The organism is Bacillus sp. AFS001701, assembly GCF_002559405.1.
Taxonomy (GTDB): domain Bacteria; phylum Bacillota; class Bacilli; order Bacillales; family Bacillaceae_G; genus Gottfriedia.
On record NZ_NTZO01000158.1, the window covers coordinates 1 to 14,966 of the forward strand.

A 14,966-nucleotide genomic window follows, 5' to 3' on the forward strand; every position below is an offset into this window, starting at 1 on the left:
TTTTTCTATTAAATGGGTCTATTTTTAACTATTATTAGTTATAAATACTATAACCGGTATGGGTAATTTCTTATTTTATCCGGGATACTATAGGTTTTAATTGCAGTTTCACTAATTTCATTTGCAGATTCTCTATTTTTATTTGCACCTCGCACGACGATTTCAATTTATACATTTTACAAAATAACAAAAAAAGAGGTTGCCAATAAGACAACCTCGATATTTTAAAAATTAATATACGTTCGTATTTTCTTTTGTAGTATTTTCTAAAATTTCTTTTACTCTTCCTAAGAATTTACCACAAATGAATCCGTCAAGTACACGGTGATCAAGTGATAAGCATAGGTTAACCATATCACGAACACCAATCATTCCGTTTACAACAGCTGGACGTTTTACGATACTTTCAATTTGTAAAATTGCAGCTTGTGGATAGTTAATGATACCAGCGCTTTGAACACTACCAAATGATCCAGTGTTATTTACTGTGAATGTGCCACCTTGCATTTCGTCTGATTTTAATTTACCAGTACGAACTTTTGTAGCTAATTCAGTAATTTCACGTGCGATACCTTTGATTGTTTTCTCATCAGCATTTTTAATTACTGGAACAAATAATGCATCGTCTGTTGCAACAGCGATCGATAAGTTAATATCTTTCTTTTGAATGATTTTGTCTCCAGCCCACATTGAATTAATCATTGGGTATTCTTTAAGTGCTTGCGCTACAGCTTTAACAAAGAATGCGAAGAATGTTAAAGAGAAACCTTCTTTTTTCTTGAAAGAATCTTTAAGGCTGTTTCTGTAATTTACTAAGTTTGTAACGTCTACTTCGATCATCATCCAAGCATGTGGAGCTTCATGTTTACTACGTAACATATTTGAAGCAATTGCTTTACGTACACCAGTAACTGGAATTTCAATATCACCAACTGCTGTTGGAAAAACAGGTGCTGGAGCTGAAGCAGGTGCTTTAGCTACTTGTGCTGCAGGAGCAGTTTGGGCTACAGCTGGTTGAGCAGGAGCTTCAACTGCAACAGGTACTGGTGCTGCTTGAGGTACACCATTTGCAATTGCATTTAAAACATCTTTACGAGTAACTCGACCATTATTTCCTGTACCTGGAATTAATGAAAGATCAAGATTATTTTCTTGTGCTAAACGAAGTACAGCTGGAGAAAAACGTACTTTACCAGACTCATCAGTTTTAGCAATCGTTTGAACCGGTGCAGCAGCTACAGGAGTTTGTGCTGGTGCTACAGGTGCAGCTTTTTCAACTGGTTTTTCTTCGATTGTTGTAGCAGCTACTTCACCAGAAGCTCCTTCAACTTCAATCGTACAAATGATTTCACCAACAGCTAAAGTTTCACCTTCACCTGCGATTAATTCCTTAATCACACCAGAAAATGAAGATGGTACTTCAGCATTAACTTTATCTGTCATAACTTCAGCAAGTGGATCGTATTTATTTACACGGTCTCCTACTTTTACTAACCAAGTACTGATTGTACCCTCAGTTACACTTTCACCTAATTGAGGCATTTTAATATTTTCGATCATCATTATGTCCCCCTTTTTCAAACAGTGCCATTAAAATGCTGCAAGTTCTCTAGCCGCTTTTTCTACTTTATCTGGATTAACCATGAAGAATTTTTCCATTGTAGGAGAATAAGGCATTGCCGGAACATCAGGGCCAGCAAGGCGTGCGATTGGCGCATCTAATTCAAATAAGCAATTTTCAGCAATAATTGCTGCAACTTCACTCATTATACTTCCTTCTTTATTATCTTCAGTTACTAATAAAACTTTTCCTGTTTTAGAAGCAGCTTCGATAATAGATTCTTTATCTAATGGATAAATTGTACGTAAGTCTAAAACATGTACAGAGATACCATCTTGAGCTAATTTTTCAGCAGCTTGAAGAGCAAAATGTACACATAATCCGTAAGTGATGATTGTGATATCTTCACCTTCACGTTTTACATCAGCTTTTCCAATCGGAAGTACATAATCAGTTTCAGGTACTTCACCTTTAATTAAACGATAAGCCCGTTTATGCTCAAAGAAAATTACTGGGTCGTTATCACGAATTGCTGCTTTTAATAAACCTTTTACATCATAAGGAGTAGAAGGCATTACAATTTTTAATCCTGGTTGACCTGCAAACACCTTCTCAACAGATTGTGAGTGATAAAGTGCACCGTGTACACCGCCTCCATAAGGAGCACGAATTGTAATAGGACAAGTCCAGTCATTGTTTGAACGATAACGAATTCTTGATGCCTCAGAAATAATTTGGTTTACTGCAGGCATAATGAAATCAGCAAATTGCATTTCAGCTACTGGTCTAAGTCCGTACATTGCAGCACCAATACCAACACCTGCAATTGCAGATTCTGCAAGTGGTGTATCTAATACACGATCCTCACCAAATTGATCATAAAGACCATGAGTCGCTTTAAATACTCCACCTTTTAATCCAACGTCTTCCCCTAATACAAATACCTTTGGATCGCGTTCCATTTCCTCTTTTAACGCTAAAGTTACTGCATCTATATAAGACATTACTGCCATATTGTCCTACCCCCTCTTATTCTTCGTAAACAAACTTCAATGCATGCTCAGGTGCTGCATATGGAGCGTTTTCTGCGTAGTCAGTTGCTTCATCAACGATGGCACGAATTTTTGTATCTAATTCTTTTTCTATTTCTTCTGTTAAGACACCAACTTCATGAAGGTATTTCGCAAATGTAAATAAGCAATCTTTGCTTTTTGCTTCTTCTACTTCTTCACGAGAACGGTAAATACGATCATCATCATCACTTGAGTGTGCAGTTAATCGATAAGATACAGCTTCGATTAATGTTGGACCCTCTCCACGACGTGCACGGTCAACTGCTTCTTTTGTTACACGATAAACTTCTAAAGGATCATTTCCATCAACTGTGAAACCAGGCATACCGTATCCAATTGCACGATCAGATACTTTTTCACATGCTAATTGCTTCTCAATCGGTACTGAGATAGCATATTTGTTATTTTCACACATGAAAATTACTGGTAACTTATGTACACCAGCAAAGTTTGCGCCTTCATGGAAATCACCTTGGTTAGAAGAACCTTCACCAAATGAAACCCAAGAGACAATATCTTTACCTTCCATTTTTGCAGCTAGAGATACACCTACAGCGTGAGGTACTTGAGTTGTAACTGGAGATGAACCTGTAACGATACGATTTTTCTTTTGTCCAAAATGACCTGGCATTTGACGTCCACCAGAGTTTGGATCTTCTGCTTTTGCAAAACCAGAAAGCATTAATTCTTTTGCTGTCATTCCGAATTGTAAAACAACACCCATATCACGGTAATATGGTAATACGTAATCTTTTGTATTATCTAATGCATAAGCTGATCCAACTTGAGCTGCTTCTTGTCCTTGACAAGAAATAACGAACGGAATTTTACCAGCACGATTTAATAACCACATACGCTCATCAATTCGACGTGCCATTAGCATTGTTTCATACATACTAAGAACGTCATCATTTGATAGACCAAGCTGTTCATGACGGTTTGAAGTTGTAACCTTTTCCATAAATATCCCCCTTTTACCACATACATGTGTGGAAGCGTTTTAAATCATTATAGTGATGAAATGTAGAGATTTCTCTCTACATTTCAATTTTTTAAATTAAGAGTGAATTGCTAATCCTTCTACAGCAAGTGCTGCTTCACCAATAGCTTCTGATAATGAAGGATGTGGATGAATTGTATGAGAAATTTCCCATGCAGTTGCATCTAATACTCGTGCTAAACCTGCTTCAGAGATCATATCAGTTACATGAGGTCCAATCATATGAACGCCAAGAAGATCATTCGTCTCTTCATCAACAATTATTTTAACAAATCCATCATGCTCACCGTAAACTAAGGCTTTACCGATTGCACGGAATGAGAATTTACCTTTTTTAACTGTATAACCTTTTTCTTTTGCTTCACGCTCAGTTAAACCAACAGAAGCAACTTCTGGATTGCTATAAACACACTTACTAACCATTGTTGGATCTAATGGAAGTGGTGAATTACCTGCAATATGCTCAACTGCAATTGTACCTTCTCTAGAAGCAACATGTGCTAATTGTAAACCACCAATTACATCACCAATCGCATAAATATGTGATTCTTTTGTTTGGTAATTAGCATTTGTTTGGATAAAACCATTTTCAACTACGATGTCAGTATTTTCTAATCCGATTCCTTCAACATTCGCTTGACGACCAACAGATACTAACATTTTTTCAGCAGTGAAAGATTTCTCAGTATCTTTATGAAGTGCACTGATTCTAACACCATTATCGATTACTAAAGTTTCAGCTAAAACTTTTGCATCAGTAACTAATTTAATTCCTTTTTTCTTTAATAATCTAGTCATTTCTTTAGAAATTTCTTCGTCTTCTAAAGGTAAAATTGTTTTACTGTACTCGATTACCGTTACCTCAACACCAAAATCTGCTAACATTGAAGCCCACTCGATACCGATTACTCCGCCACCTACGATAATAATTGACGCAGGAAGTGACTCCATTTTTAGCGCCTCATCAGATGACATTACATGTTCACCATCAATAGTTAATCCAGGTAAAGACTTTGGTCTTGAACCAGTTGCGACTAATACGTTCTTAGGAATTAGCATTTCGTTCTCGCTACCATCGTTCATTTCTACTGAAATTGTTCCTGGCATCGGAGAGAAGATTGAAGGTCCTAAAATACGTCCTAAACCATCGTATACATCTATTTTCCCTTGTTTCATTAGGTGTTCAACACCTTTATGAAGCCCGGCAACGATATTTTCTTTTCTTTGTTGTACTTTGCTAAAGTTTAATGTTACGCCTGATGTTTCAACACCAAACTCTTCACTTTTCTTAGCAGTTGAAAAAACTTCTGCACTACGTAATAATGCTTTACTTGGGATACAGCCTGCATGTAAGCAAGTTCCACCTAGTTTATTTTTTTCTACTACCGCTACTTTTAATCCTAATTGAGAAGCACGAATAGCAGCTACATAGCCACCAGTACCGCCACCGAGTACGACTAAATCATATTCTGTTGCCATGATGAAATTCTCCTCACATTTATACTAAAGATTTAACTGCAAATTCTCCAGGATAGATTTTTGCTTCTTCTTCTTCTCGAAGTACTCGAAGTGCACCTTCACAAAGAGCTTGAAGTTCATTTTCACCTGGTAAAACAATTACACGTGCCATCCATTTAACTCGTTTTGTTATTTCATTAACAATAAAATCACTATAAGCAATTCCACCCGTTAATATAATTGCATCAATATTGCCTTCAAGAACTGCTGCTGCACTTCCAATTTCTTTAGCCACTTGGTAAGCCATTGCTTCATATACTAAAGCAGCTTTTTCGTCACCATCTTCAATCATGTTTTCGACTTTTATTGCATCTGCTGTTCCAAGATAGCTAACTAATCCACCTTGACCAACCATCATTTTTTGAACTTCGTTAATATAATAGTCACCAGAGTAACAAAGTTTTATTAAATCACCAATTGGTACAGTTCCAGCTCGCTCCGGACTGAAAGGTCCTTCACCATCTAAACCGTTATTAACGTCAATTACGCGTCCTTTTTTATGTGCGCCAACACTCACACCTCCACCCATATGGGCGATAATAAGGTTCAAGTCGTTATATGACTGTTCTAACTGTTTTGACACTTTTCGTGCGACAGCTTTTTGGTTTAAAGCATGGAAAACACTTCTTCTTTCCATAAGTGATTGTCCGCTGATTCTTGCAACCGGATCTAATTCATCAACAACTACTGGATCAACGATAAATGCTGGGATGTTTAATCCTTGTGCAATCTCATTAGCAATAATTCCACCAAGATTTGAAGCATGCTGGCCACTATAACCAATTTTCAAATCTTCTAACATGATTTCATTGACTGCATAAGTTCCACCTTCGATTGGTCTAAGTAGTCCACCTCGACCACATACAGCACTTAATTTAGAAATGTTAATGCCTTCTTTGTGTAATACCTCTAAAATAACATTTTTTCTAAATTCATATTGATCAATTATTGTTTTGTATTTATTTAATTCTTCATCGTCATGGCGTATTGTTTGTTCAAAAATTGGTTTTTCATCATCAAATACACCAACCTTTGTGGATGTGCTGCCAGGATTAATTACTAAAATACGATGCATTGTCAACACTCTCCCTTCTAAGTTTACCTTACCTTTATAACTAGAAAGAAAGAGGTACTATTACTTCACTCTTTCTTTCCACCTAAAAAATAAAGGAATTTTAATTAAATTTTATTTGGTCAATTATCTTCTGCTTAAGATGTTGTGACCATTTGATAAGAATTGGCTACGAGATTTTGCCATTGTAGCAATACGCTCTTCAGCTAAACGGTCTGCAGCTAAATAAGTTGGAATACCGTCACGTTTTGAAATTTCAATAACTTTTGCAATGTTATCGTATAAGCCTTCAACTTTTTTCATTGCACGGTCGTAGTTATATCCGTATAACTCATCAGCAACGTTGATTACTCCACCAGAGTTGATTACATAGTCAGGAGCATAAACGATACCTAATTCATGGATTAAATCACCATGACGAGTTTCTTTTAATTGGTTATTTGCAGAACCTGCAATAACTTTCGCTTTTAATTGTGGGATTGTTTTATCGTTAATTGTTGCACCTAGTGCACATGGTGCATAAATATCACATTCTACTCCATAAATATCATCTGGATCTACTGCTGTAGCACCAAATGCTTCTACTGCACGTTGTACAGCTTCTTTATTAATATCTGTTACGATTAATTGAGCACCTTCTTCATGTAAGTACTCGCAAAGGCTGTAAGCAACATTACCAACACCTTGGATTGCAATTTTTTTACCTTCTAAGCTGTCAGTACCGAATGCTTCTTTTGCTGCAGCTTTCATACCACGATAAACACCAAATGCAGTAACTGGAGATGGATTACCTGAAGAACCGAATGATGGTGAGATACCAGTTACATAATCAGTTTCTTCGTGGATTAAATCCATATCAGCAACAGTAGTACCTACGTCCTCAGCAGTAATATATCGACCATTTAAACCTTGGATATAACGACCAAATGCACGGAACATTGCTTCGTTTTTATCTTTACGTGGATCACCGATGATTACAGTTTTTCCTCCACCTAAGTTTAAGCCAGCAGCAGCATTTTTATAAGTCATACCTTTTGCTAAACGTAGAGCATCTTCAATTGCAGCTTCTTCTGATTCGTAAGTCCACATTCTTGTTCCACCTAAAGCTGGACCTAATGTAGTATCGTGGATCGCAATAATTGCTTTTAATCCTGATTCTTTATCTTGGCAGAAAACAACTTGCTCATAGTCATAAGTTTCTAAGTATTTGAAGATTTCCATGTAATAACAGCTCCCTTAAAATGTGTAAGTTTAGTTTTTAGAATTACATATAGCTAATGCTAATGAATATAATTTTGTCATTGCAGAGTCTGAACGCGATGTTAAAACAATCGGTGCCTTTGCTCCAGCAATAAGTGCAGCCACTTCTGAGTTAGCCATAAAGACTAAAGATTTATATAAAATATTTCCAGTTTCTATTGTAGGTACTAATAAAATATCAGCTTGCCCAGCAACTTCTCCAGTTAAGCCTTTATGTTTAGCTGCTTCAACAGAAATAGCATTATCCAGCGCTAATGGTCCATCAACAATACAATTTTTAATTTGTCCTCTTGTATTCATGACAGTTAATGATGCTGCATCTAGTGTTGCTTGCATTGCAGGATTTACTACTTCAACAGCTGCTAGTACAGCAACTTTAGGGGTTTCTATTCCTACTTTCCTTGCAATTTCAACACTGTTTTCAATAATTTTCACCTTTTGATCTAACGTAGGTGCTATGTTCATCGCAGCATCTGTTACGATTACTGCATTTTCTCTACCTGGTACGTCGAATATTGCAACATGTGATAAAACACTTTTATCTCTTAAACCATATTCTTTATTCAATACTTCCTTTAGAAGAACTGAAGATGAAAGATTACCTTTCATTACAATTGAAGCTTCACCAGAGCGAACAGCTACAACTGCATTTTTAGCAGCCTCTTTGTTTGAATGAGAATGAACAATTTTTAGTCTTTCTTCAAATTGTTCGTTTTTTAATAAATCTTCATACATTTCATAGATCGCTTGCTCGTTTCCGAAAAGTAAAAAGTTTGCTAAATCATTATCTAACGCAATTGAAACTGCTTCTTTTACTTCGAAGTCCTCAGCAACAGCTACAGCAACAGTTTGCCTAGAATGATTTTTCGCACGTAACATTATATCTGTTAAATTCATTGAAAGCCCTTCCTTTCATCCCCCTGCACTATATAAAGCAATTTGCGTGCCAACTTTCAAAAAAGGATAAAACTATTTTAAAAATAGTTGAAAAGCCTTACATTACCAACATTATAGTACCAGGTACTAGTAACACCAATAAATCTATTCTACAACAATATTTTGAAAAATGACAGTAATTGTATGCAAAAATATTCATAGCACGCAAATTATTGCGTGCTATTTTTTGCAGTGTGGTATTTTTCCAATTTATAATACAAATTCCTTACTGATATTCCAAGCTCTTTTGCTGACCTTGTTTTATTTCCATTATTTTTCATTAATATCTTTTCAATAATTTCACCTTCATAATTTATAACCATTTCATCAAGGGAGCTTATTTCTTCAGTATGAACTTCATTATGATGAACAGATTGTTCTTGCTTAACTTGTACAATCGCTGATAAATGTTCCGGTAGGATTTGTTTTTCATTAAATTTCATAAATATAACAGCTCTACCTAGCACATTTTCCAATTCCCTAACATTACCAGGCCAATTGTAACTTTTTAATTTACTTAATGCTGATAATGAGATCCCTTCAACATTTCGACCGTAGTCTTGATTAATTTTTCCTAATAATCTTTCGCCAATCGGTAAAATATCTTCAATTCGATCCTTTAGCGCAGGAATAGTAATAGGAAGTTTATTTAATCGATAATAAAGATCTTCTCGAAATTTTCCTTCTATGATTGCTTCCTCGAGATGAACATTCGTCGCAGCTATCACTCGCACATTTATAGGAATAGACTTTGTCCCGCCAACACGTCTTATTTCTTTCTCTTGTAGGACCCTTAATAGTTTGGCTTGCATCGTAGGTGATAATTCTCCAATTTCATCTAAGAAAATACTACCATTATTAGCTTCCTCAAAAAGCCCTCTTTTCCCACCACGTTTCGCGCCAGAAAAAGCACCTTCTTCATAACCAAATAATTCACTTTCCAATAAAGTTTCAGAAATCGCAGCACAATTCACTCGAACGAATTTATTATATTTGCGATCGCTTTCATTATGAATCGCGTGAGCAAATAATTCTTTACCTGTTCCAGATTCCCCACGAAGTAAAACGGTAGCAGGAGTGCTCGCAGCTAATTTAGCCTGCATGATCGCTAAATTGATCCCTTCAGATTCACCAGCTATATCCTCAAATGAATATTTTGCTTCTAATGTTCTAATAATTTGACGTGCTCTATGTAATTCATTGGTTAACTGTGAAATTTCAGAAACATCATGAATTACTCCAACACTGCCTTTTAATTTTCCGTCTACAATTACTGGAGCTACATTAACTAGTACATCACGATTTTGCTTTCCGACTTTCATGCGTACTCCACGAACTGCTTGTTTTGTTTTCAACACTTTTAAATGAACACTTTCACCTTCAGCAATATCAATCGTTGCATGTTTACCTAGTACTTGTTCACTTGATAGTCCAGTCAGCCTTGTGTATGCCGGATTAATAATAATTCCATTTCCTTTTTCATCTACAACTGAAATTGCTTCATCCGAACTTTGAATGACTGCTTCAAGCATGCTATGAACTTCTTTTAAATTTGTAACCTCTTCTGCTAAATCGATTACCTCAGTATCATCTTTAAAAACAGAAATTGCACCTTCAAGTTCACCATCTTCTCGAAAGATTGGAATTCGAGTCGTAAAAATCTTACTTCCATTAATTAAAATATGCTCTTGATTAATTTCCTTCTTTTTCGTTTGAAGAACTCGAGGTAATTTACTAGTCGGGACAACATCCAATATATACCTACCAATCGCAGCATCTTTATCAGTATGTAACATTCTTTCTGCTGAGCGATTAAATAAAAGAACTTTTCCCCATTTATCAACCACAATCATCCCATCGTGAGTGTTGTCCAATATGAGTTCTTGTTGTCTTTTTTTATTATTGATTAAATTAAAAAGTGATTCTTTTTCTTGAACAAGATCAGATATCATTTTTGCAACAGAACCTGGGATCACTAAAGTATTTTTAGATTTATACTCGATTAATTCCTGGTATATGGTTTCATCACCAGTAGTATTTATGACAACATCAATCTCTTCGTTTAAATTAGACTTCCAATCCTTTAGTATTGGAATGTGTAAGCTTTTAGCAAATTCTAATCCTTTAGCCTCTTTTATCATATCTACTACTGCAACAACATGAAATAAATCAGAATGTGATAGAAGCTTTAAAACAGCTGTGCCTCCAGTTCCCATTCCAACGATCATTACGTTTTGTTTCATCTTAGTTCACCTACTAATTTCAACAAATTATTAAACACATTAGACTATTATATATATAAAGTCATTCTTTCGTCTATTTCAAATGTTTTATAAGTCTTGACAACACTATCCTTGTATAAGATTATGAAGAAAGAGAATTACGTAAATTTATTGTTACTTTTATCGGAGGAATTAATAAACATGAAAGAATCATTTTCACGTATGTTAGCATTCGTTGTGATTGTTGTACCAATAGCTTTAGCAGTTATCGGAATAAAATTACTTCGTGATACGGTATTTCTAATCCATTCTTTTGGTATTCCAAATCTTCCATTGCAATTATTAATCGGACTTATTTCATTAGGAGTCGGTTTTTATTTAGTCGGAAGCTTTGTATTATTTAGAGATCGTAAACGAAACAAAGTTCAAGGCAGATTTTTAAAAAGATAATTTTTGCGGGAGGCCTCTTCATCACATCCGCTTACTCGGGGTCTCATTAAAACCAAAAGATAAATAACAAAACAAAAAAAGTGCTAAAGAGAGCACTTTTTTTATTTACTAAGAAGTTGACTTCTGACTTGGAAAGCTAGCTCTGGATAGTCAGTAATAATCGCTGTACAATTGACTTCAAATAATCGTTTCATAACAGCCGGTTCATTGATTGTATACGGTCTTACGGCAATGTGATGTTCCATCGTTTCTTCTATTTGTTCATCAGTAATAATGCGATAATTCGGATGAATTGCCCTTGCTTTATAATCTTCAGCAATCTTCCACGGTTCTTTACTTCTTCTATTAAAAAGAACTGCTGTTTCAATATCCGGTGCCATTAAGTGGAATTTAAGCATACTTTTATGGTTAAAGGAAGATAAAACGATTCTTTTTTCATATTCATATGAACGGATTAAATTTATTACTCGTTCCTCAAGTCCATGGTATTCGATTTTATCATTTTTTAATTCAACATTGATACTAAAGTTATTTCCTTTTGCCCATTCAAATACTTCTTTTAAGGTTGGGATCGTGCATCCCTTAAATTGACGTTTAAATCGATAACTAGCATCAAATTGCTTTAATTCAGCTAAAGTATAATCTTTAACAAAACCTTTACCGTTAGTTGTACGATTTATTGTTTCATCATGAATAACAACGATTTCACCATCTTTTGATAAGTGTACATCTAACTCTATTCCGTCTGCCCCTAAATCTTCACATGCCTTAAAAGAAACCATTGTATTTTCTGGGTAGGTTCCTGCAGCACCTCTATGACCAATAATATCAACCACTCAAATTCCCCCCTTGTTGAGAAAATATGTACTTTCTACTTTTTCTTATTGTATACTAATTTTACGAAACTAAGGAGGATTATTATGCGACCATTGCAAATTTCGCCTGAAACGGCAATTTTACTTTCTAAGAAATTAAACGTTCCTTTAGAACAAATTATGCATATGCCACAGCATATATTAATGAAAAAGTTGATGGAACTAGATTTGCCTAAAAGCGAAGAAGCTGCTGAGGATAATGAATCTAAATAGTAATTTAGCTTTAAATTTGTAAGCTGAAGTAGTTTTTCTACTTCTTTTTTTTGCACCTTTTTTATTAATTCTAATCCTAAATTACATTTTTATGTAAAATTGTACAAATAATTAACAATTATGAGCTAATTTTAATTTAAACTTCCTTTCATATTAATTAGTTTTCAAGTAAAATGTAATGTATTGTGTATATTTTATAACGAAAAGTATTTATGGAGGTATTTTTAAATGTTACCTGATTGGTTAATTGGTTTGATCATGGGGATGGTAGAAGGTTTGACAGAATTTTTACCAGTTTCTTCTACTGGTCATATGATTTTAGTTGCTGATTTATTAAATTTCACAGGTGAGAAGGCTTCATTTTTTGAAGTAATTGTTCAACTTGGTTCAATTCTAGCGGTAGTTGTTGTATTTTGGAAACGACTATGGTCAGTACTAGGAGTAAAATCAGATGGTTATAGACAAACGAACCTCAACTTAATTCATATTATTATCGGTGCTATTCCAGCCGGGATTGTAGGGCTTATATTCCATGATTTCATTAAAGATGTTTTATTCTCACCTAAAACTGTTGTAATCGGATTAGTAGCAGGCGGTATTTTATTAATTGTTGCTGAAAAAGTCTCTAAACATCCTAAATCATCTGATTTAGATCACATCTCATATAAACAAGCTTTTATTATTGGATGCTTCCAGATGCTAGCTTTATGGCCAGGATTTTCACGATCAGGCTCTACAATAGCTGGGGGATTATTATTTGGTTTAGATCGAAAAACTTCTGCAGAATTTACATTTATTTTAGCAGTACCAATGATGATTGCTGCAAGTGGATTAGATTTTGTTAAAAATATCGATATTCTAAGTGCTTCAGATTTACCATTATTCGCAACTGGATTCATCACTGCATTCGTTGTTGCATTACTCGCGATCGTTTCTTTCCTAAAATTATTAGAGAAAGTAAAACTAACAGGTTTCGCGGTTTATCGTTTTATTGTGGCGATTGTTTTCACGATTGTATTCATATTTTAATTAAAAACTACAAAGAGATAGGACAACCATATTGGTATGTCCTATCTTTTTTGTTTCTGTATACAATTTATCGGTTTATTTTACAAATGGAAAAAGGCTATTCGTACAACGTATACGAATAGCCTTTGTAATATATATGTTAGTTATTTAAATTTAAAAATTGTTGTCTATTGGCGAAAGCCCTACCTCTCTTTCGCAATTCGGCTCCAGGGCCGTTCCATTAGGCAGCTTGTTTCACAACAATCTTCACTAACAGACACTACTACTAATTTTTAAATAAGGTTGAAATAGCTGACGCGTCATGGAATACGTCCAATTTTCTCCCGAATTTCGTAGTAATAATATCGTGTTTCTAAATGTTTCAGTGGCGCAGTTAATATTATAGCATATTACAAATTATTAGGCAAACTAATTTTAATAAATTATAAATTCAACGGAATCTTACACTGTCCTTAAGTAAAAATTTGAGACCCCGCAGGCTTGCCGAGGAGGCTTAAGAATCTCGCCCCATGGAAAGCGAGCATCCTGTAATGGAAATCAACATCACTCTACTCCTTTTGCGAAAATATGATAATTAATTGAAAAGATTGTTTTCAACAACAAAAAACGTTGTCTACAATAGACAACGTTTTCTTTTTACAAATAATATAATTGCTAATGCGAAAAAGTACCGAAGATCTCATAAGAAGTTATTCGCTAAGAGTAATGTCTGTGGAATCACTATTAGAAGTTAATCGGGATTAAATTTTCTTGAATTATTAATAATAAATTAAGAAGCTTTATGTTCTAAACGTAATTTATCAGCTACCATTGCAATAAATTCTGAATTTGTTGGTTTTGCCTTTGACATTGAAATTGTATAACCAAATAATGTAGAAATACTATCGATATTGCCACGGCTCCAAGCTACTTCAATCGCATGTCGAATTGCTCTTTCAACACGGCTAGCTGTTGTATTAAACTTTTTAGCGATATCTGGATATAAAACTTTTGTAATTGAACCTAGAAGCTCAATATCGTTGTACACCATCGAAATCGCTTCACGTAAGTACATATATCCTTTAATATGTGCAGGTACCCCAATTTCATGGATGATACTTGTGATACTAGCATCCAAGTTACGTGGCTTGCTTTCGTAATTAGAAACTAAAGAAGGTGAATTACGTTTAGTTACCGCACTACCCTTTCCAACTACTTGACGGATATTGCTGATTAAATGCTCCATATCAAATGGTTTTAAGATAAAATATGATGCACCTAGGTCAACAGCTTTTTTAGTAACATCCTCTTGACCAAATGCTGTTAGCATAATAACGTTTGGAATTTTTTCAACTAAGCCAGCGCGTAAACGATCTAAAACCGCTAATCCATCTAAATGAGGCATAATAATATCTAAGACTAGTACATCTGGCTTTTTATCCTTCACTAGAGGTAAGCAGTCTTGTCCATTAAACGCAACCCCAACCACTTCCATATCTGTTTGTGCGTTAATGTAGTTTTCTAACATAATAACAAGTTCTTTATTATCATCAACTAATAATACTTTAATTTTCTCCACGCCCGTTCCTCCCTACATCCTCTATAGTGAATTTTCAATACTTATTACCGATAATTTCGACAATAAAAATTTATTTCCTGTTTTTATTATAAATTCTGAATATTTTTATTAATATAGATAGTTTTCTTCAATTTCTTCTAGCATTCGACGATTGCGTAAAAACTACTATGTATTAAGTCGAATTATACATATAATTCGG

Annotated in this window: 13 protein-coding genes; 3 read left to right on the forward strand and 10 right to left on the reverse strand. The window is 34.7% G+C overall.

Annotated features, from left to right (window positions below):
* Positions 1 to 231: 231 nt before the first annotated feature.
* The 8 genes from CN514_RS12260 to CN514_RS12295 all read right to left on the reverse strand — a co-directional run bounded on the left by CN514_RS12260 (position 232) and on the right by CN514_RS12295 (position 10,663).
* Positions 232 to 1,563, reverse strand: a complete 1,332-nt coding sequence (locus CN514_RS12260; RefSeq protein ID WP_098232831.1) for a dihydrolipoamide acetyltransferase family protein — start codon at positions 1,561 to 1,563, stop codon at positions 232 to 234.
* Positions 1,564 to 1,590: 27 nt separating this feature from the next.
* On the reverse strand, positions 1,591 to 2,574 hold the full coding sequence (locus CN514_RS12265; protein ID WP_025671106.1) for an alpha-ketoacid dehydrogenase subunit beta: 984 nt from the start codon (positions 2,572 to 2,574) through the stop codon (positions 1,591 to 1,593).
* Positions 2,575 to 2,590: 16 nt separating this feature from the next.
* Entirely contained in the window at positions 2,591 to 3,595 is a 1,005-nt protein-coding gene (locus CN514_RS12270) for a thiamine pyrophosphate-dependent dehydrogenase E1 component subunit alpha (protein WP_098232832.1), read from the reverse strand.
* 96 nt (positions 3,596 to 3,691) lie between these two features.
* Positions 3,692 to 5,113, reverse strand: coding sequence for a dihydrolipoyl dehydrogenase (gene lpdA / locus CN514_RS12275; protein WP_098232833.1), 1,422 nt, complete (start codon positions 5,111 to 5,113; stop codon positions 3,692 to 3,694).
* A gap of 19 nt (positions 5,114 to 5,132) precedes the next feature.
* On the reverse strand, positions 5,133 to 6,233 hold the full coding sequence (buk, locus tag CN514_RS12280) for a butyrate kinase (RefSeq protein ID WP_176522468.1): 1,101 nt from the start codon (positions 6,231 to 6,233) through the stop codon (positions 5,133 to 5,135).
* A gap of 117 nt (positions 6,234 to 6,350) precedes the next feature.
* Positions 6,351 to 7,445, reverse strand: a complete 1,095-nt coding sequence (bcd, locus tag CN514_RS12285; protein WP_098232834.1) for a branched-chain amino acid dehydrogenase — start codon at positions 7,443 to 7,445, stop codon at positions 6,351 to 6,353.
* Between the two features lie 30 nt (positions 7,446 to 7,475).
* On the reverse strand, positions 7,476 to 8,381 hold the full coding sequence (yqiS, locus tag CN514_RS12290; RefSeq protein ID WP_098232835.1) for a phosphate butyryltransferase: 906 nt from the start codon (positions 8,379 to 8,381) through the stop codon (positions 7,476 to 7,478).
* A gap of 209 nt (positions 8,382 to 8,590) precedes the next feature.
* Entirely contained in the window at positions 8,591 to 10,663 is a 2,073-nt protein-coding gene (locus tag CN514_RS12295) for a sigma-54 interaction domain-containing protein (RefSeq protein WP_098232836.1), read from the reverse strand.
* Positions 10,664 to 10,843: 180 nt separating this feature from the next.
* Between CN514_RS12295 and CN514_RS12300 the strand changes: the two genes are divergently transcribed.
* Positions 10,844 to 11,092 carry a DUF2627 domain-containing protein gene (locus tag CN514_RS12300; protein WP_098232837.1) on the forward strand — a complete coding sequence of 83 codons (249 nt, stop codon included), beginning with the start codon at positions 10,844 to 10,846 and terminating at the stop codon, positions 11,090 to 11,092.
* A gap of 101 nt (positions 11,093 to 11,193) precedes the next feature.
* Here the strand turns inward: CN514_RS12300 and CN514_RS12305 are convergent, their stop codons facing one another.
* Positions 11,194 to 11,928 carry a glycerophosphodiester phosphodiesterase gene (locus CN514_RS12305; RefSeq protein WP_286141660.1) on the reverse strand — a complete coding sequence of 245 codons (735 nt, stop codon included), beginning with the start codon at positions 11,926 to 11,928 and terminating at the stop codon, positions 11,194 to 11,196.
* An 84-nt stretch (positions 11,929 to 12,012) separates the two neighbouring features.
* Between CN514_RS12305 and CN514_RS12310 the strand changes: the two genes are divergently transcribed.
* Both CN514_RS12310 and bacA read left to right on the forward strand, forming a co-directional pair.
* The gene (locus CN514_RS12310) at positions 12,013 to 12,180 is read left to right on the forward strand and encodes a YycC family protein (RefSeq protein WP_098232838.1); all 168 of its coding nucleotides are present in this window, start codon (positions 12,013 to 12,015) and stop codon (positions 12,178 to 12,180) included.
* 228 nt (positions 12,181 to 12,408) lie between these two features.
* On the forward strand, positions 12,409 to 13,209 hold the full coding sequence (gene bacA / locus CN514_RS12315; protein WP_097974501.1) for an undecaprenyl-diphosphate phosphatase: 801 nt from the start codon (positions 12,409 to 12,411) through the stop codon (positions 13,207 to 13,209).
* 769 nt (positions 13,210 to 13,978) lie between these two features.
* On the opposite strand, the gene spo0A is transcribed toward bacA, so the two are convergent.
* Positions 13,979 to 14,767, reverse strand: a complete 789-nt coding sequence (gene spo0A / locus CN514_RS12320) for a sporulation transcription factor Spo0A (RefSeq protein WP_098232839.1) — start codon at positions 14,765 to 14,767, stop codon at positions 13,979 to 13,981.
* Positions 14,768 to 14,966: the final 199 nt, after the last annotated feature.